Origin of the sequence: Leptolyngbya sp. BC1307 (assembly GCF_002286735.1) — a bacterium.
Classification (GTDB): domain Bacteria; phylum Cyanobacteriota; class Cyanobacteriia; order Phormidesmidales; family Phormidesmidaceae; genus Phormidesmis.
The window spans coordinates 23668-41615 of the sequence record NZ_NRTA01000024.1 but is presented as its reverse complement, the minus strand read 5'-3'; the positions used below and the strand labels follow the sequence as shown (position 1 = coordinate 41615).

17 protein-coding genes are annotated in these 17948 nt (G+C 52.8%); 11 read left to right on the top strand and 6 right to left on the bottom strand.

Annotation, left to right across the window (positions count from 1 at the left end):
• Positions 1–306 precede the first annotated feature (306 nt).
• On the top strand, positions 307–828 hold the full coding sequence (locus tag CKL79_RS13815) for a GNAT family N-acetyltransferase (protein WP_121970163.1): 522 nt from the start codon (positions 307–309) through the stop codon (positions 826–828).
• 54 nt (positions 829–882) lie between these two features.
• Here CKL79_RS13815 and CKL79_RS13810 read toward each other — a convergent pair whose 3' ends face one another.
• Positions 883–1290, bottom strand: coding sequence for a DUF4332 domain-containing protein (locus CKL79_RS13810; protein ID WP_240518858.1), 408 nt, complete (start codon positions 1288–1290; stop codon positions 883–885).
• A 781-nt stretch (positions 1291–2071) separates the two neighbouring features.
• On the opposite strand from CKL79_RS13810, the gene CKL79_RS13805 reads away from it, so the two are divergent.
• Positions 2072–3034, top strand: coding sequence for an MBL fold metallo-hydrolase (locus tag CKL79_RS13805; RefSeq protein WP_121970161.1), 963 nt, complete (start codon positions 2072–2074; stop codon positions 3032–3034).
• 14 nt (positions 3035–3048) lie between these two features.
• Here the strand turns inward: CKL79_RS13805 and CKL79_RS13800 are convergent, their stop codons facing one another.
• Complete coding sequence (locus CKL79_RS13800) at positions 3049–3888, bottom strand: LPS biosynthesis glycosyltransferase (protein ID WP_121970160.1); 840 nt, start codon at positions 3886–3888, stop codon at positions 3049–3051.
• A 119-nt stretch (positions 3889–4007) separates the two neighbouring features.
• Here CKL79_RS13800 and CKL79_RS13795 point away from each other — a divergent pair, with 119 nt between their 5' ends.
• The 6 genes from CKL79_RS13795 (at position 4008) to CKL79_RS13775 (ending at position 9243) form a co-directional block, all read left to right on the top strand.
• Positions 4008–4748 (top strand): hypothetical protein, encoded by a 741-nt coding sequence (locus tag CKL79_RS13795; protein WP_121970159.1) that lies wholly within the window; start codon positions 4008–4010, stop codon positions 4746–4748.
• 119 nt (positions 4749–4867) lie between these two features.
• Positions 4868–6373 carry a cryptochrome/photolyase family protein gene (locus tag CKL79_RS13790; protein ID WP_121970158.1) on the top strand — a complete coding sequence of 502 codons (1506 nt, stop codon included), beginning with the start codon at positions 4868–4870 and terminating at the stop codon, positions 6371–6373.
• Between the two features lie 239 nt (positions 6374–6612).
• Positions 6613–7770, top strand: a complete 1158-nt coding sequence (locus CKL79_RS13785) for a pentapeptide repeat-containing protein (RefSeq protein ID WP_121970157.1) — start codon at positions 6613–6615, stop codon at positions 7768–7770.
• A gap of 145 nt (positions 7771–7915) precedes the next feature.
• Positions 7916–8368 (top strand): hypothetical protein, encoded by a 453-nt coding sequence (locus CKL79_RS13780; RefSeq protein WP_121970156.1) that lies wholly within the window; start codon positions 7916–7918, stop codon positions 8366–8368.
• A 42-nt stretch (positions 8369–8410) separates the two neighbouring features.
• The gene (locus CKL79_RS24210; protein ID WP_276300288.1) at positions 8411–8545 is read left to right on the top strand and encodes a hypothetical protein; all 135 of its coding nucleotides are present in this window, start codon (positions 8411–8413) and stop codon (positions 8543–8545) included.
• An 86-nt stretch (positions 8546–8631) separates the two neighbouring features.
• A complete protein-coding gene (locus CKL79_RS13775) occupies positions 8632–9243 on the top strand; it encodes a Uma2 family endonuclease (protein ID WP_121970155.1) in 612 nt (203 codons plus the stop codon).
• 30 nt (positions 9244–9273) lie between these two features.
• Here the strand turns inward: CKL79_RS13775 and CKL79_RS13770 are convergent, their stop codons facing one another.
• The 4 genes from CKL79_RS13770 to CKL79_RS13755 form a co-directional block, all read right to left on the bottom strand.
• Complete coding sequence (locus CKL79_RS13770; protein WP_121970154.1) at positions 9274–11922, bottom strand: DEAD/DEAH box helicase; 2649 nt, start codon at positions 11920–11922, stop codon at positions 9274–9276.
• Positions 11923–12009: 87 nt separating this feature from the next.
• The gene (locus tag CKL79_RS13765) at positions 12010–12678 is read right to left on the bottom strand and encodes a dienelactone hydrolase family protein (protein ID WP_121970153.1); all 669 of its coding nucleotides are present in this window, start codon (positions 12676–12678) and stop codon (positions 12010–12012) included.
• A gap of 161 nt (positions 12679–12839) precedes the next feature.
• Positions 12840–13412 carry a type 1 glutamine amidotransferase domain-containing protein gene (locus tag CKL79_RS13760; RefSeq protein ID WP_121970152.1) on the bottom strand — a complete coding sequence of 191 codons (573 nt, stop codon included), beginning with the start codon at positions 13410–13412 and terminating at the stop codon, positions 12840–12842.
• 77 nt (positions 13413–13489) lie between these two features.
• Entirely contained in the window at positions 13490–13915 is a 426-nt protein-coding gene (locus tag CKL79_RS13755; RefSeq protein WP_121970151.1) for an OsmC family protein, read from the bottom strand.
• 419 nt (positions 13916–14334) lie between these two features.
• On the opposite strand from CKL79_RS13755, the gene CKL79_RS13750 reads away from it, so the two are divergent.
• The 3 genes from CKL79_RS13750 (at position 14335) to CKL79_RS13735 (ending at position 17914) form a co-directional block, all read left to right on the top strand.
• Positions 14335–15570, top strand: a complete 1236-nt coding sequence (locus CKL79_RS13750; RefSeq protein WP_121970150.1) for an HhoA/HhoB/HtrA family serine endopeptidase — start codon at positions 14335–14337, stop codon at positions 15568–15570.
• Positions 15571–15772: 202 nt separating this feature from the next.
• Positions 15773–16453, top strand: coding sequence for a hypothetical protein (locus CKL79_RS13745; RefSeq protein ID WP_121970149.1), 681 nt, complete (start codon positions 15773–15775; stop codon positions 16451–16453).
• Between the two features lie 798 nt (positions 16454–17251).
• On the top strand, positions 17252–17914 hold the full coding sequence (locus tag CKL79_RS13735) for a LemA family protein (protein WP_170944061.1): 663 nt from the start codon (positions 17252–17254) through the stop codon (positions 17912–17914).
• Positions 17915–17948 lie beyond the last annotated feature (34 nt).

Below are 17948 nucleotides of genomic sequence, written 5' to 3'. Positions count from 1 at the left end.
GTTCCCGGATGTATTCGGGGACCGCGAGTCACTTTGCCCGTTGCAACATCAGGCTTTCAGCCGGTGTGATGTACCTTAGCAAAGTGACCAACGCTATAAACGCCTGGTACCCAATCTGAGCGCCGCTTTAGTTTGCCCGGTTTGCTGGCAATTCGTTAGGTTCTATTGGGTTCATTTGATACATTGACGCTGCGTTGAGGCTATTGCCTCAGGTAATCACAGACAATCTGGCTCATGAAGTGAGCTGACAGAGGATATACTTCTATTAAGCGCCGCTTGACTTGACGACATCATTACTTTGCCTGCATGGGTTTCTGGAAAAGCTTATTTACCACCTCTGAAGTTACTTCAGCTTCCCAGCAAACAGCCTCCGCCGGTTATCTTGCCGAAGCCCCGACTGCCGACAGTGCTGCCCGCATCTTTTTCAGCACCGACCGCGCCATCGACCTCTACGAGCTAGAGGAGCTGTGTGATGCGGTCGGCTGGTCGCGCCGCCCCATTCGCAAAGTGCGCAAAGCCATTCAAAATAGCTTTCTGGTAATCACGATGTGGGAGCAGCAAGGCAACCGCAAGCGCCTGATCGGATTTTCGCGGGCAACCTCTGACCATGCCTTTAACGCCACCATTTGGGACGTGGTCGTCCATCCCGATTCACAGGGTAAGGGATTAGGCAAAGCGCTGATGAAACAGCTGATCAAAAAGCTGCGCAGCGAAGATATCAGCAACGTCACTCTGTTTGCTGATCCGGACGTGGTGAACTTTTACAAGCAGCTTGGTTTCATGCCCGACCCAGAAGGCATTAAAGGCATGTTCTGGTATCCAGATTAAAGCAGCGATGAAATAGGAACGATGCGCGATGAATAGGGAGCGCGCCTGGTTACCTCATCGGTTCAGGCTTTTCGCCTGTTGAATCCAGGTAGCTACCTGAGCGGTGTCTGGCGCTAAATCGGCGCGGTTAAGCAACTGCACCTGAAAACGGCGAAGCTGGGGATGCAGCTGCTGTACGGACATCGCCGCTAGTTGCTGAGGAGTGCTCACGCCCGCATGCAGCAGCAGTCCGCAGTGCTGACAGCCCACGCCCGGAATCCGAGCCAGATTTGCCAGCGCCGTCCATTTATTAATGTGCTTGATGTGCGTGTCCAGCTGTCGCGAAAGCTGCTGGCGCTGGCTGAGGCTGTTACCCTGACGCAGTAGGTCGAAGGTAGTGGAGATGCCCAGGGCGCTGAGCTGCTCGATCTGAGGTTCGCTCAGGCCGGGCAAATGGGCAATTGAATGGTTGGCAGACTTCACAAGGCGGATCCGGCTGAATTGGAATGGCTGAACTTGGAATTATATAGTGGTGTGCGGATGCATCTGTACGCTGCGAGTCACTTGGCCTGTTGTTATGCAAAGGTTTTACCTGTCCTGCGCTGCTGTATTCAAGCTAAGTGACCGATGCGATCAGTGCGATCGGTGCGAGTACCTGCTCGACATATAGGTCAAAAACGTGATGCCGTCGGTACCGCCTTGCCAAGTCATCGGGGCCAGCAATCCGCTCACGCTCAAAGCCTCGATCATCTTTTTCCGGCTGAGTCCAAGGACTCGGGTGATTCTCCTCATGGTGGAATGGCTCACCCTGACTTTTTCCTGCTCTGCTACTTCAAGTGCTCAATAGTCCGGACAAAAGAAGGAGAGGCTTAGACAGAAAAGCTACCCAGGATGTAGGGTGTCAATAATCACAAAGAACCCACCTGGATAGCTATGGAAACTATTGTTCACCCGTGCCCTCCTAAGCAAGCTGCCCAACGAAACGATTAGTCAAACTACCGGTCTACCCATCACTGAGAGAAAGCGACTCCGAAATGGCGATGAATAGGTAGGCGATCGCTATCCAAGGTCCCGTTCCCGAAGTAGAAGCCGAAATTGCCGCCGTTCATCAGCGCTTTTGGCAATCGAACCCATAATACTCATTTCAGCTTGAGCGTTATTTCAACAGCTAGTAGAGGCTTAAAGTCTCTATTACGGTACAAAATATGAATACTCACTATCGTACACACCGAGCAATTTACCTGTAGAAATTGGGATATAAACAATGTCGCTATCCACGACCGCTGAAGTGATTGACTTTTCTACGCCCGCGCCCGGTAGCCTAGAAGTGAACTGGATATCGGGGTCAGTTTCCGCCAAGCACAACACCGACCCCGATATCCAAATTCACACCTACAACGAGCACACCTTTATCCTTCGGCAAAACATGGCGGTGCATGTCGAAGCGCCTTTCATGTTTTTGCTTTTTGGCAATGAGCGCGTCATTCTGCTCGATACCGGAGCAACGCGATCGCCCGAGTACTTCCCCCTCCGCCAAACCGTAGATACCCTCATCGCCCAGTGGCTAGCTAATCACCCTAGAGACGGCTATCCCCTCGTCGTGGCCCACACCCACCTGCACCGCGATCACTTTGAAGCCGACTCTCAATTTGCCGACCGGCCCGACACCACCGTCGTCGGCAAAAGCCTAGAGGCCACCATCGCCTTTTATGGCTTTCAAAACTGGCCGCAGGATGAAGTCACCTCCGACTTAGGCGATACTCCGAAGGAGTGGCTTTGCCATCGCACTCTTCGCATCATCGTCACGCCCGGCCACGAAGCCGCCGAAGTCTCCATTTACGATCCCTACACCCACATTCTGTTCACCGGAGATATCTTCTATCCTGGTAGGCTGTATATCGAAGACTGGAATGCCTTTGTCGGCAGCATTGAGCGGATGATTGCCTTTTGTGAGGCCCATCCGATTGCCTATCTTTTGGGCTGTCATATTGAAATGTCGATTTACCCCAAGCTTGACTACCTGATTCGCAGCAGCTACCAGCCCTACGAATGCCCCTTGCAAATGACGGTAGACCAGTTGAAATCGGTAAGGGAGGCGATCGCTCATGTCAACGGCAAACCAGGCACCTACATTTTTAACGACTACATCATTTACAACGGCGTCCCCGACCGCTTTTTCAGCTACGAAGATGCCCATCCAGAGGCCGAACCTGGCGACCTCTGCTGAGCCCAAATTGGCGTTTATAGGGTGAGCTGACGAGCGATCGCCCACCGAATTAGCTGCCCGCCCTGGCTTGATTTTTTAATGACTGCGCCGCGTAAATATTTCATCAGCAACAACCTTCCAAATCCTTTAATCCGACCGTATACTCTCCCTTTCAGCCACTGCCAGCGATTCACTTCACCATTTATCTCAGCGTACATCGGCGCAAAAGCGAGTTTGCCGTACAGCACATCAGCTCGGTGGGCTTTGCTAAGTTTGTTCTTGCCATGTTCAGGGTTGGGGCGTCCTCCATGTTCGCCATAGTTGCGAAAAGGCACATAGTTATGCAGGTGGCGATCCCTCAGGTAGTATTCAATTCCCGAGTCCCAGGGCGAATAAGCTCTCGGCCCCGGCTCTTTTTCTATCTGCGCAGCTAGCTCAATCAGCAGCCGGGCGCTTTTAGCGGTCACCACATAGGCCACCATCGAAGTTGAGTAGCCCTGCGCAAAATCGCTGCGAATGCTGTAAATTTGCGCTGCGCAAGTATAGAGCCAGGCAATTCCTACATCTGCATCAGCCGGGTCAAAAGGCGGCGGCAGCTCAGAAAAATTCTTCACTGGCACAAAATCAGCTTCTACGATCAGCGTGGGCTTTTCGGAGCGAAGGGCTAGCTCCCAGGCACTGCGGTGGTTTAGCAGGCACAAAAAACTGGGTGAGTAGGTTTCATAGCCCGGCTGATGGACCTGCCGCAGTACCGTACAGTCGCACCCGGCTTGAGTTAACGCTGTCGTCAGTTGCTCAGTCGGTTCTTTATAAGCAATGACAAAAGTCTGCGCGAGGCAGTCTACCAGTTTGCTGAAAGTTCCCGGATTTTGCATAGAAATACTGACTCTTTATATTAGTACGCTGTGTCTGTTTATTCTGACTTTCTCAGTATTTACACGGTAATATATTCAAACCTCAGACTACGTTAGAAAAGCTAGTGCCCCTAACCCCTATGAATCGCTACGACGATACGGCTCAAACGCCTAGAGCGTCAAGCCCTCTCAATCAATTCAATCTGACCCAGGTGCGTCCGGGTCTGTCCCGTTCTCCGCAGACCATCCGCGCCGATTTCAAGGTGCAGTCAAGCGATCAAGTGCTAAAAATTCAGTTTTCTCAGCATCGCATTCGAGAAGCCCTTTTCCCAGTTACTTCTGAAAGCCGTTCGTGGGACAGCGTCAGTCTGGGCGTGTTAACGGTTTTATGCACAGTCGTCTTTGTCGGTGGCGCTGTTATTTTTACCGGGGCGGTGTGGCCGGGTGTGATGGTGGCGGCAGTTCTGCCTATTTTCTTTGGGTTGGCAGTTCCTCCGATCAGGGTTCAGCCGGTTCGGATGGCAAGCCTGGCGATCAGCCGCTCGCCCGATGGCCGAACATTGTTGAGCCTGTCTACAGCGCCGCTGCCGCCGAGAAGCCACCTACAAAACAGTTCTAAGTCAGCCAGACACTTGAAGGGTACCCATCATCTCTTTAACATGCCGCTACGAAGCATCAAGCTAGCCCCGACCAGATGGCACAGCCTCTTGCAAGGAGAATCGCTCTCGGTCTGCTTGAGTCCGCTGAGCTGCCAGATCAGTCTTACGCTTTACGAACATCAGTCGCGCCGTATCAACCGGCTGCGCATCGGCGGCACTCGTCATGAGATTTTGTGGCTGTGTAACCATCTATCTCAGTGGGGCGTTGCGATCAAGCGTTAACGGCCTGCCCCAACACTTGATCAATGAAGCCTCTGAAGCTCTCAGCCTACCGACAGTCAAAATCCCATAGGTTCAGCGATACACTACGGCTGAGATGGGTTGGGAGTTTGAGAGTATATATGACTATCGGCATTTGGGTGTTGGGCGATCAGCTGTGGGCTGGGCAGTCGGCGATCGCTAGCTGCGCAGCGGACAAAGCCCACACATCGATTATTCTGATCGAGTCATTGAGCCACGTAAAAGAGCGGCGCTATCACCGGCAAAAGCTGATCTTGCTCTGGTCGGCAATGCGTCACTTTGCTGAGGAACTAAAAAATGACGGCTGGTCGGTAACTTATGAAACGGCTGAGATGTTTAAAGAACCTTTGGCTCAGTGGATTGAGCAAAACAAAATTAATGAGCTGAGGGTGATGGAGCCCGCCGACCGGCCTTTTGCAGAGTTTTTAGCGGGTCTCACTCTCTCTTGTAACCTGGTGCAGATGCCAAACAATCACTTTCTCTGGTCGAAAGATGAGTTTGAAGACTGGGCGGCAACTCGCAAAAGTCTTTTAATGGAATCGTTTTACCGGGAAGGTCGCAAACGATTCAACATTTTGATGAACGGCAAAAAGCCAGTGGGAGAGAAATGGAACTTTGATAAAGAGAATCGCAAGCCCCCAAAAGGTAAAATCTCTCCGCCTGCTCCGCTAGAGTTTGAGCCGGATGAGATTACCCAAGCTGTGATCAAAACGATTGAGTCGGCTGACTATTCTACCTTTGGAGATGCTGAAGGGTTTGGTTGGGCGGTGACCCGAGAGCAGGCATTGGCAGTATTGGACTATTTCGTGAGCGATCGCCTCAAAACCTTTGGTCCCTATCAAGACGCGATGGTCACAGGCGAAAGTACTATGTGGCACGCTCTCCTTTCTCCTTATCTTAATATCGGTCTGTTGCAGCCGATGGAAGTCATTGCAGCGGCAGAACATGCCTACGAAGAAAACGATCTGCCGCTCAACTGTGTAGAAGGCTTCATCCGTCAGGTCATGGGCTGGCGTGAATACATGCGCGGCATTTACAACCATGTTGATGCTGACTACCCCTCGCGCAACTACTTTGAGCATATTCAGCCACTGCCCGACTTCTTCTGGAGCGGCGACACGCAGATGAACTGCCTGCATCAGACGATTACCACGCTCAAGCAAACCGGCTACGCTCACCACATTCAGCGGTTAATGCTGCTGGCAAACTTCTCCTTAATTGCCGGGCTCTCTCCCCAACAAGTAGAAGACTGGTTTCACGCCGCCTTTATTGACGGTTATGACTGGGTAATGCAAACCAACGTGATTGGCATGGGCCTATTCGCTGACGGCGGTGTTTTGGCAACCAAGCCTTACGCGGCCAGCGCTAACTATATCAACAAAATGAGCGACTACTGCAAAGGCTGCCAGTACAATCACAAAGCCCGCACCGGAGAAGACGCCTGCCCTTTCAACTTTTTCTATTGGGATTTTTTGGCCCGTCATCGCGACAAGCTGAGCCAGCAAGGGCGGATGAACTTCATTTTGAACAACTTAGACAAGATGTCTGACGAAGAGCGCGATGACATTAGTCAGCAGGCTAAAGACTGGCATCAGACTGTACAGTAGGCTGTGCAATTTTGCTCTCGAAGGGCAGGCGCAGTAAAAAGATAAAAAGGCTGATCCGAAATCGTACGCTGCAGTCATTAGTTTGTCTAATCTGAGAAGGCAGCCGTTGGCAGCGGATCTTACGCGGGCAGTCTGATACTGTGAAGTAACATGAATGCGGGCAACAATACGGCTCTCTAGCGAGTCTAAGAAAGCGATTCTAGGAGCCGGCTAAGCTTTTCAGCGGAGCACCATAGCTCATGGTAGATATTGACTTTTTAGATTTAATCGCAGAGGGAGCCGAGAGCTGGAATCGCTGGCGCACAAATCACCCTGACGCTCAGCCGGATTTGAGCGCAGCCTATCTGTTTGGTCAAGCCCTGGAAGGGTTCGACTTAAGCGGTGTTAACTTGAGCCGGGCCTGCCTGATCGGGGCGAATCTACGCAAAGCTAATTTGAGTGCCGCCTGTCTGCAAGGGGTTTATGCTAGCAGCGCCGATTTCAGCGGAGCCGACCTCAGCGGAGCCGACCTCAGCGGAGGCAACTTTAGTGAGGCCAATTTTAGTCATGCCAATTTATTGACTGTGCAAGCGCAGGGAGCGAGTCTGGCAAATGCTCGTCTTGAAGGTGCTCATCTAGGATACTGGCAGACCGATTTGGCGACTGCGCTTGATAACCTTGGCGGTAGCTACATCTACACGGGGGATACAAAGTCCGCCGGACGGCAGCGACAGCCTTGGAAGGGCGCTTTTCAGCCGGGCGAGCTGGCGGTCTTTATTCGACAGTTGCCCGACTTGGAGCCAGCGGCGATCGCCCCCAAAAGCGATACCCGACAGCGCTTACTTGTGGGCCTCGGGACAGCAGCGGCGATCGCCCTCACAGGGACAATCTTCGCCTTCCGCGAAAATGACGCTATCATCTCGACTGGCGAACAGGCCACTGCAGCTTCGGCTGACGAACTGGCACGCTCCCCTGATTGCCAAGCATCAACGCTGCCAACGTTGCCTGTAGATGCAAACCGCTACAGATATGAAAACGATGCAATTTACTATGGCAAATTGATTGACGGACAGCCAGCTGACGGTCGCGGCATCATGGTCTATGCCAGCGGCAATCGCTATGACGGCGAGTATGCCAACGGCCAGCGCAGCGGCTGTGGTACCTTCACCTTTATTAACGGCAGAAGCTACGTCGGTCAGTTTGAAGCCGATCAGTTCAGCGGTCAGGGCATTTGGACTTTAGAAAATGGCGATCGCTATATCGGTGAATTTAAAGGCAACCAGTGCAGCGGTCAAGGAACCTTTATATATGCTGACGGGTCTTCCAAGTCAGGCGTGTGGACGCAGGGAAAGCTATCAAACGACGACCTTTCCTGTGACCAAGGCGACCTAAGTTTGCCGTCTTCTCTCAACGGTTAGCGGTGTTCTCTCTGTTAAGCTTTTCTCTATGAAACTTTTACGGCGAAACTTTCACTGCGAAACTTTTAGGAGAAAAATCGCGCCTGTTGAGTGACCACATTCCCGTCCGATAGCACAATGCACAATTATCAAGAGGCCAATCACGATGCGTCAGCAGCCCTTCGCCCCGGCAAAGCGTTTGCTTGTAGCAGTTTCTATCTTGTCTACAGTCGGACTATCGGCAGCCTGGCCCATAGCCGCCTCAGCTCAAGACACGCCTGAGTCGACCCCTTCTACCATGCCGCTGCCTGAAGCAACGCCCAGCGTCACCCCAGAGCCGACGCCAGCACCGATGATGGAAACTGATCCGGATACTGGCTCAGAAATGCCAGTCGAGGAAACGCCAGTTGAGGGGACGCTGGTTGAGGAAACAGAGCCAGGAACTGGAGCAGCGGCTGAAGCCGAAGCAGCAGAAATGCCAGACGCTGACGTAGGTGCTCCGGCAGTCCCTGCTGCGACGCCCGTCGTGTCCCCAGCAGCCACCCCGTCGCCCTCGCCAGCAGCCACCCCAACGCCAACTGGGGGCAGTACCGGTTCTAGCCCGAGAGCGCTGTGGTGATTTTTTGACTGCGCTGACCAGGTTGTGAGGGTGCGAGTCCGTATGAATCCTACCGGCTACGCCAGTCAAGCGATGCAGGGCAGTGTCAGTAGCGGCTTTGAGTCAGCCGCGCTGCCGCCCAGTTTCGCCTTAGAACTGGTCGAGGCTGAGCCACAGCCCAACGGCTGCGCGTTCTGATGTTTGCTTGTTATCTGGCATTTTTAGAGATCACCAGACCTTTGCTAAGATCAGCAGCAGCAGCCCTCTGAGGAGTTAATGCTACGATGACCCGCCTGCAAATTAAAAGTGAGCTGACACCGCTGACAGTTGATATATCGTCAATTATGCAGCAGACGACAATGACGGCTAAGCAATTCTATGCATTTTGTCAGGCCAATCGAGATCTACGGATTGAGCGAACCGCAGAGGGGGAAGTCATCGTCATGCCACCAGCCTTTTCGGATACGGGCAACCGGAATTTTGGAATTGCGGTGCAGCTAGGCATCTGGGCAGCAAAAGATGGCACTGGAGAAGGATTTGATTCTAGTGCGGGGTTCACCTTACCAAATGGAGCGGTGCGATCGCCCGATGCCGCTTGGATTAAGCTTACCCGATGGAACACCCTTTCAGAAACGCAAAAGGCTTCGTTTGCACCCATTTGCCCAGATTTTGTTATTGAGCTGCGATCCGCTAGCGATTCGCTGACGAGTCTTCAAAAAAAGATGGCGGAATATACAGAGAATGGGGCTCTACTCGGCTTACTGATTGACCGAAAACAGCGGACAGTCTCTCTCTACCGACCCAACGCTTTGCCTCAAGTCTTAGAACATCCTGACAGCGTCAGCTGTGACCCAGAGCTGCCCGAATTCAGGCTTCAGATGAGTAAAATCTGGTGAAGCTTTTGACTCACTTAGACTGAATAAAATTCACTCAGAGGCTTCCTTAACTGGAAATCGGTCAACGAGAAAAGCTGCTTGCCGGGCAGTGTTTTTTACGGCACTCGACAGATAGGGAACGTGAGAAATGTGCGAGAGAAAGTCCAACGTCCGGCGAAGAATGCGCACGATGTCACCTTCATCGAGGCTGGTGTTATCGCACAGATCTTGCCAACTGGCCTCTAGCGCCCAGTGCTCTACCAGCGCAATAAAATCCCACTCCAGCCAAACCGGAATTTGAATATCCTGTCGCCGCTGCTCTTGAAAGATTCGCCGTCTGAGCGGGCGTAAGCCTTCTAAAGCTTCGACCGCTGGGCTGCTAGGCCGGTAGTAAATCCAGGTGTCGGGGCGGTTGTTTTCCATTAGCAGGCCAGCGCAGGCGGCGGCAAACTGCTGCGGCTCTAGATCGTCAAATTCGCCTGAGGCTAAGGCCAGGGCCAGCCAAAGCTCATTGTCACCGCGAATAGCAGCGGCCATCTGTCCTAGCGGCGTTGGAAAGTTGTCTTCTAAGCACTCAAAGTTTTCTAGTACCTGCATCAGGCTGGCAAATTCTAGCCAGTAGCGGTGGGTTTCTTGTTCGTATTTTTGCGTGCGATCGCTTTTCTCTTCTTGCAGTCGCTGCAGTCGCTGTCGCTGTTTAACCACCGCTTTAGGCTTCTCTAACTGACCCACCGGATTAGCCGCGATCTTAGCCCAAACAGCGTCTATCTTCTGGCTCTGTTCTTTGACCTCCGGGGCTTGTTCTTCAAAAGGAACAATCTGGGGCATTTCAGCGACGACTGCCGCTGTTGTGTCATCTCCTTTGTAAGTAGAGCCAGGCTTCATCTCCCAGTCTGTTGGCAGGGTGAGTGTCTCCGCTGCACTGACGCGCTCAGCCTCGCTATGCAGTACCACAACGTCCTTCACTGCCGCCACATACCAGCGATTGTCTTGCCCCAAACACACCAAAAAAGGAAACTGCCCGGGCCCCGGCACCTTGCTCACCAGCACTGCCGGTAGAGGCACAGACACTTTTATGTTCTGCCCCTTGAGCGAAAGCATGGTGCCGGTCATCGCAAATGAAACCGTTACCGAATCGCTACCGCCTAGCGTTTCTCTAGCTTGCTTGTGCAAGATTTTTAGCAGTCTCTGCTCTTCTTTTAGCCAGCCGCGCAGCTTTTCGTACTCCGCGATCGCGGCCTCATCCACATGCGCTAGCTGATCTTGCAGCATTGCAATCTGGTCATCTACATCCGTCAGGGCCTGACGCTGCGGAGTCAGGTGTAGCGTCGCCAAATACTGCCCAAAGCTGCGTTCGATCAGCTCTTGGGCCTCTTCTACAGTGTGGATTTGCAGCAGGTTGAGCACCATGCCATAACTGGGCGTAAACTGGCTCACCAGCGGATCAGGCGGCGATAGGGCGAGCTGAGAGGCTTCACGCGCACCTTCAAAAGGCGACTCTACGGTGACCACATGACCCTCACTATCCATCCCGCGCCGCCCGGCCCGGCCTGACATCTGTAAAAATTCAGAAGCGTGCAGCAGTCGGTGGCCGTCATCGGTACGCTTAGACAGGCTGGCAATGACGGTGGTGCGGGCGGGCATATTGATCCCAGCGGCCAGGGTCTCGGTCGCAAAGACTACTTTGATCAGCCCCGATTGAAACAGCTGCTCGACCAACCCCTTCCAGGCAGGCAAAATACCGGCATGGTGAGCGGCAATGCCCTGATAAAGCGGCTCTAGCTGATTGTCTCTGACCGCGTCGGGGTGCCGCTGTAAAAAGCTATCGATGCGGCGCTTGAGCAGTTCAGCCTCGGCGGCAGTAACCAGGTTCATATGAGTGACTGCTTGCACCGCGCGATCGCAGCCTTTACGGCTGAAGATAAAGTAAATAGCGGGCAGCATATCTTCTCGCTGAAGCTGCGCGACGATACCCGGAATGGTAGGGACTGCCTGCTTTTTTTTCTGGCCGCGCTGCTGACGAGGGGGCTTGCGGCGTCTCTTAAGCCGGGGGTGCATACCGCCGCCGCGCTCATTTAGCAGCGGAAAAATGCCTTTATCTACAGCAAAGTGAAAATTGAGCGGCACCGGGCGAAAGTCTGAATAGATCAGTCGGGTAGGGCCGTGGACTTCGGAAATCCAGTCAGTAAGCTGCCCCCCATTGGCAACGGTGGCAGAAAGGCCGACTAGCTGCACTTCGGGCGGGCAGTAAATCACCGATTCTTCCCAGACGGTACCGCGCTGCCGGTCGTTCATGTAGTGACACTCGTCTAGCACGACGGCCTGCACGCCTCGCAGGGAGGTGCCGACTTCGCCGATGGTGGTGCCGTAGAGCATATTGCGAAAGATTTCGGTGGTCATCACCACGACGGGCGCATCGCGGTTGACGGAGCTATCGCCTGTGAGCAGGCCGACATTTTCGTCACCAAAGGTCTGTCTGAAGTCTCGCAGTTTTTGGTTGGAAAGGGCTTTGAGCGGCGTGGTGTAAAATACCCGCCGCCCCATTGCTAGCGCCCGGTGAATGGCATATTCGCCGACCAGGGTTTTTCCGGAGCCAGTCGGCGCACAGACAATCACCGATTCGCCCTGATTGAGGGCAGTGATCGCCTCTAGCTGAAAGTCATCTAGCGGAAAAGGAAAAAGGGTTTCAGGCGCTAACACAAAGTCATGGATAAGTAGAGAACCCCTCTATTGTGCCAGTCTGTGCAAAAGTCGGGGCAAAATCACCTATTTTTCGTGCCCAATGGCTTAGAGATGCTTATCTAAAAAGTCGAGCGATCGCTCCCATGCCAGCGCTTTAGCCTCAGGATTATAGCTATCGCCGGTTTCGTTACCAAAGGCATGTTCAGCCGCGTACCGATAAAACTCGTAGGCTACTTCGTCATCTTTGAGCGTTTCCTCTAGCTTATCTACCTGCGCGATCGGAAAGAAGCTGTCCTTTTCGCCAAAATGCCCCTGTAGCGGAATGTCAATATCGCCAGGATCGCCTGCACCCTCAGGAGGCAAGCCATACCAGCTAATCGCCGCATCGACTTCCGGCAGGTGAATCGCCGCCAGCATCGTCAGCACACCGCCCATACAAAAGCCCATCACCGCCACGTCAGGGCTGGCCTTTTGTAAATACTGCGCGGCCCCGCGAATGTCTTGCTGAGTGGCATCTTCAAAATTTAGCGATTCCATTTTATGCTGAGCTTCAGCCGCTTCGAGCGTGACTTCTCCCTTGTACAAATCAGGGACTAGCACGCGATAGCCCACGTCTACTAGCTGGTTAGCGACACCTTTAATCTGGTCATTTAAGCCCCACCACTCCTGGATCACAACCACGCCCGGCGCGCTGCTGCCTTCGTCATTCGGTTCTGAGTAGTAGCCTGAGCAGCTTTTCCCATCAGGACGTTGGAAGGTGATTATTTCAGCCATTTTATTTAAGTTCTCTCTTACGCGAATATCGGGTTTCTGTAGAATAAACAGAATCTCGTCAGGCTTTTAGGACGAACGGACACGCCGTCAGAGCACTATACCCTGACGGCATGAAGCGATCGCCCTGCTAAAACCTGATTAAAACCTGCAGTCGAAGCTAACTAAGCAGCCTGCTGAGCGTGATAGCCTTCGCTAAATTCTTCAATTGCCTTGGCGCAGAAAGCATCCAGGTCGCCAGGTTTACGACTGGTCACCAAGCCACTATCCACATGCACCTCTTCATCAACCCAGGTGCCGCCCGCATTGCGAATATCAGTCTGCAAACTCGGCCAAGACGTGAGCGTACGGCCTTTTACTACGTCAGCTTCTACCAATAGCCAAGGGCCGTGGCAAACAGCAGCCACCGGCTTAGACTGCTCAAAAAAAGCTTTGACAAACTTCACAGCCGCTGGCTTAGTCCGCAGCGTATCGGGGTTGTGCACGCCGCCCGGCAGCACCAGCCCGTCGTAGTCCGTCGGTTTAACTTCTGAGAGCGTCTTATCGACTGAAAACGCATCTCCCTTGTCGGCATGGTTCATGCCCTGAATCTCTCCAGACTCTAGAGAAATTAGCTCCACCGTTGCGCCTGCCGATTTAATTTCCTCCCAAGGCTGAGTCAGCTCTACCTGCTCAAAGCCATCGGTTGCCAAAAAGGCGATTCGCTTACCACTGAGCTGATTGGTCTGAGTTGCCATACTATATAACTCCTGTTTAATCTCTGACATCTTTGCTTTAGTTTTTTTCTGTGCTACCTCTGTAATGCTTTAAGTTCCTAGCGCTCTACGTGAGTATCCATGGTGATATCAGCATTGAGCAGTCTGGAAATAGGGCAGTTTTCCTTTGCTTTCTGAGCTGCCTTTTCAAAAGCTGCTTTATCGTCACCTGGTAACTTGGCAGTGACATCCAGGTGAATTTTAGTCACCTCAGGCGCATTGCCCTCTGTGCTGAGCGTTACCTTAGCGACCGTCCGAATGCTGTCGGGGGTGACGTTTGACTCACCGAGAAAATCAGTGGTCGCCATCGTAAAGCAGGCGGCATGAGCGGCGGCAATTAGCTCTTCCGGATTGGTACCCGGATTGTCTTCAAATCGGGTGCCGTAGGTATATACCGACTCCTTGAGTACGCCGCTCTCGGTCGTAATCTTGCCCTGTCCTTTTTTAACGCTGCCTTGCCAAACAACGGTAGAGGTACTGTCCATAGTGAATCTCCTTAAAAACGATAAGAACCTCTCCAAAAGCCGCTAGCTAATGGAAATAAGCTGATGAGAACTGAAAGGTAAAAGTTGACCGACAGGCGGCTGCCACTGAAAACTGGCTGACTTGAGAAGATACCTGCTTTTACAGCGTTTGCCCTACAGGCTTACCTACTACCGAGCTATCAGCGACAAATCGCTAACCATCGCTTTGGAGTCAGTTCTAGTAACTGCTCTCAGTTATTTCACCCCAATTAGAACAGCTAACCGCATCTGAGTTATCCTTCGCCGGGCTGATTTGCCTGGGGATGCCGGGAAGACATGTCCGCTTATCTTTCACACGATAGCCATACCTTTGTCATCTCCCTGTCAAATCGACTCCTTATATTGATATTAAAGACATTCGTCGATACGTGTAGGGATTTATGAAAGCCAATCACTCCAACCATTCATCTGATCAGCCGCTGCCTGCTGGCAAGACCGTCAGCAAACGGGTAGCGACTTCTCTAGCACTGGTGCTGCTCGGTGCGGGCACAGCCACGACGGGTGCCTACTATGCTTGGGGCCAACCTCGCAACCTAGAGCCAGTTGCTGCTAATGCGGCTCAGCCCACCTACGAGACGGTGCCAGCCAGTCTAGCGTTGCCAGCAGAGGTAGGGTCTGTCGCAGATGTAGTGCAAGCGGTGGGGCCAGCTGTCGTCCGGATTAATGCCTCCCGCACGGTGACCAGCCAGTCTCCCCAGGTGCCCGAAGCTTTTCGCCAGTTCTTTGGCGATCAGGTGCCCTCAGAGGGGCCGCAAGAAAGAACTGAGCGCGGCGTCGGGTCGGGGTTCATCGTGCAGGAAGACGGACAAATTTTGACCAATGCTCACGTGGTAGAAGGAGCAGATACGGTTCAGGTGACGCTAAAAGACGGACGCAGTTTTGAAGGGAAAGTGCTTGGCAGCGACCCGGTGACCGATGTGGCTGTAATCGATATCGACGCTAATGACCTGCCGACGGTGGCTATCAATCAGGCTGAGCTACAGCCGGGGGAAGTGGCGATCGCCATCGGCAACCCCCTCGGACTCGATAACACGGTGACAGTGGGCATCGTCAGCGCTACCGGACGCACCAGCAATCAGGTCGGCGTTCCCGATAAGCGAGTAGATTTCATTCAGACAGATGCGGCCATTAACCCCGGCAACTCGGGCGGGCCGCTGCTCAATGCCCGGGGCGAAGTGATCGGCATGAATACCGCGATTATCAGCGGCGCGCAGGGATTAGGGTTTGCCATTCCGATCAGCGACATCGAGCGGATCTCTGAGCAGATTGTCGCGACAGGTAAGGTAGAGCATCCTTTCATCGGCATTCAGATGGTGAACCTCACGCCTGAGATTCGAGACGCTACTAACCAAGACTCTAACAGTGGAGTGAGCGTAGAGGCCGATAGCGGCGTCTTTGTCGATAAGGTCATCCCAAATTCGCCAGCAGCTAGAGCCGGGCTACGGGCGGGCGATGTGGTGCGTCGGGTCAATGGTACGGCGATCGCCGATGGTCAGGCAGTGCAAGATGCCGTAGAAGCCAACGGACTGAGCCGCGACCTGCGTTTAGAGATTGAGCGCGATGGTGAAAGCCAGACGGTATCTCTGCGACCAGCCCCGCTACCGGCTCAAAGCTAGCACTCTGGTTTAGCTCATTTTGATAGCTCCTCACTGCCGCCGTAGGTCCTGTTAAACAGGCATCTGCGGCGGTTTTCTATCTGGGCAGCTTATTGACAATTGCAACAAAATCAAACGATTTTCTGCAGAAGAGAGCATCGCCAGTGAAGCTATTAGAGGTAGTGACTGAACCGGCCCAGCTATCGGGTCTAGTAATGTGCAAGTGGATAAAAACCTAACGATGCGGCCAGGGGCGATCGCGGCTATTGGCATCACAACCGTATGCTTGGGCGGGCTCTTGATAGACCAGGTAGCCGCTGCCCAGCTAGAGATTAGCTCTGAGACATCTGCCTTCAGCCATCTGACACTCAGCGAAGGATCGGTGTCTATCAATTTAGACTACACACCGCCTGACTATGACGCTTTAGCGGACGATGTCGGCGAGCATTTGCAGTATCAGGTTTATTACGACGGTGTGCCGTTCATCGAAGCGGCAACTGAGGCTTTTGGCTTCTCTAGCATCAGTCTGCAAGATTTAGACGGCGATCGCACCGCAGAAGTCATCGTGAAAGACTTTAACGGCGGCGCTCACTGCTGCACTAACACCGTAGTTTACAGCTGGCAAGGAGATAACTTCAGCCAGGTCGAGACAGGCTACCTAGACGGTGACGGCGGCCAGTTTGAAGATTTAGATGGCGATGGCAATTACGAGTTCGTCTCCGCTGACAATGCCTTTCTTTATGCCTTTTCTTCCTACGCAGGCTCTTTTCCACCGCCGCTGGTGATGGCCTTTAGTAACGGCACCTTTACCGATACCACTCGCCAATATCCTGAGCTGATTAGAGAACGCATTGACGGTATCGAAGAGCTGTTGGCCGAAAGCGAGGTTGTCATAGAGAGCTGATCGACAGCGGCCTTAAGCTGTTGTTTTTGTGCTTCATACTCGTGTCTATATCGAGGCTGTTTATTAAAGAGAAAGTATTTCTCGCTCCTTTGCTGGCTTGGGTATGGCTTGGATATGAGCTTTGGCTCAGCGTCAAAAAGGAGCAGACAAATAAATTAACAAATACCGGGCTGCGATCGCTAGTCGGTCAAAATCTGTTTTGGGTTATTAGCGTCAGCTTTGGCTTTGCTTTGTTGTGTACCTTATCAGCCCCTCTTATTGAAAACGCTGCAGCCTGGATAATGATGGCTGCATTGACCTCATTTTATGGCGCTGGTGCGGGCGTTTTACGGCTATTGCGATCGCTGCCGGCAGAGCCGTCCGTTGTTTGCCAAAGCTGTGAGCATCCTCTACAGTTACTGAGCGGCAGCCAGCTGAAACCTTACCTGAGCCAGCCAGCGCAGGTTGAAATACAGCTTCAAACCAAATTTTATGAAGGGTGGCGCTGTACACACTGCTCTCCTAACGCGGATCAGAACAGTTCGAATATCCACTTGTGGTCTCAGTTGTTGGGCAAGCGAGGTTTTGTGGACTGTCCGACCTGCGAAGCACTCACTGTTGCAGTCAAAGATGTCACCCTCGAAGCGGCGACTACTCGATCAAGTGGTTGGGCGAAAACTATAGGGCAGTGCCACTGCTGCAGTCACCGTAGTGAGCATGAATACGTGATTCCAAGGATTAGTAGCTCTAGTTCTAGCAGCTCTGGCTCTAGCAGCTCTAGTTCTAGCAGCTCTAGTTCTAGCAGCGGTAGTAGTTTCGGTGGTGGCAGCAGCGGTGGCGGCGGTGCCGGGGGAGTTGGTGAGCCAAATGAATTCTGACAACAATATTTCTAAAGACTTGGTGCCTATTGCTTCAGAAAAGGACATTCTCCTCAATCAGCAGCAAATTTTTTCAGACGATGCGTTCTCCTTAGAAGAGCTAATAGCAGCCCTCTCTTTAGCCACTGCGCTTTGGATAGGCAGCGTTTACAATTCGTTAAACAAAGCAAAAACAACCGTCGATAGTAGATGGGCTCAGGTCGAAAATCAGATGCAGCGCCGGGCCGATCTCATTCCTCAGCTAACGCAGGTGGCGGAGTCGTATGTCGGGCGCGAAACGCAGATCGTCGAAAATCTGAGTGCGGCGCGAGCGACTTTTTTATCAGCGGCAACCGTAGCTGAGCAGAATGTGGCAGATCAGAAGATGAAGGGAGCGATCGCCAATTTTCAATCCTTTTCCGCCAATAACCAACAGCTTCAGGCCAGCCAGCTCTTTGTCAATTTACAGTATGAGATTGCAGGCAGCGAAAACCGAATCGCTACAGAGCGAATGCGCTACAACCAGGCGGTTGAAAACTATAACCGCTCAGTTGAAGGCTTTCCAACCGTCGTGGTCGCTGGGATGTTGGGGTTTGAGACGCAGCCGTTTTTAGGGAGAAAATAAGCAACTGCATTTGCTGCATTCGGCAGGCTAAGAA

Coding starts and splice junctions, on each gene's coding strand:
- CKL79_RS13795 (WP_121970159.1), top strand. CDS start 4,008: ATGAATCGCTACGACGATACGGCTCAAACGCCTAGAGCGTCAAGCCCT.
- CKL79_RS24210 (WP_276300288.1), top strand. CDS start 8,411: ATGAATCCTACCGGCTACGCCAGTCAAGCGATGCAGGGCAGTGTCAGT.
- CKL79_RS13760 (WP_121970152.1), bottom strand. CDS start 13,412: ATGGCAACTCAGACCAATCAGCTCAGTGGTAAGCGAATCGCCTTTTTG.
- CKL79_RS13780 (WP_121970156.1), top strand. CDS start 7,916: ATGCGTCAGCAGCCCTTCGCCCCGGCAAAGCGTTTGCTTGTAGCAGTT.
- CKL79_RS13790 (WP_121970158.1), top strand. CDS start 4,868: ATGACTATCGGCATTTGGGTGTTGGGCGATCAGCTGTGGGCTGGGCAG.
- CKL79_RS13755 (WP_121970151.1), bottom strand. CDS start 13,915: ATGGACAGTACCTCTACCGTTGTTTGGCAAGGCAGCGTTAAAAAAGGA.
- CKL79_RS13765 (WP_121970153.1), bottom strand. CDS start 12,678: ATGGCTGAAATAATCACCTTCCAACGTCCTGATGGGAAAAGCTGCTCA.
- CKL79_RS13785 (WP_121970157.1), top strand. CDS start 6,613: ATGGTAGATATTGACTTTTTAGATTTAATCGCAGAGGGAGCCGAGAGC.
- CKL79_RS13815 (WP_121970163.1), top strand. CDS start 307: ATGGGTTTCTGGAAAAGCTTATTTACCACCTCTGAAGTTACTTCAGCT.
- CKL79_RS13750 (WP_121970150.1), top strand. CDS start 14,335: ATGAAAGCCAATCACTCCAACCATTCATCTGATCAGCCGCTGCCTGCT.
- CKL79_RS13805 (WP_121970161.1), top strand. CDS start 2,072: ATGTCGCTATCCACGACCGCTGAAGTGATTGACTTTTCTACGCCCGCG.
- CKL79_RS13800 (WP_121970160.1), bottom strand. CDS start 3,888: ATGCAAAATCCGGGAACTTTCAGCAAACTGGTAGACTGCCTCGCGCAG.
- CKL79_RS13775 (WP_121970155.1), top strand. CDS start 8,632: ATGACCCGCCTGCAAATTAAAAGTGAGCTGACACCGCTGACAGTTGAT.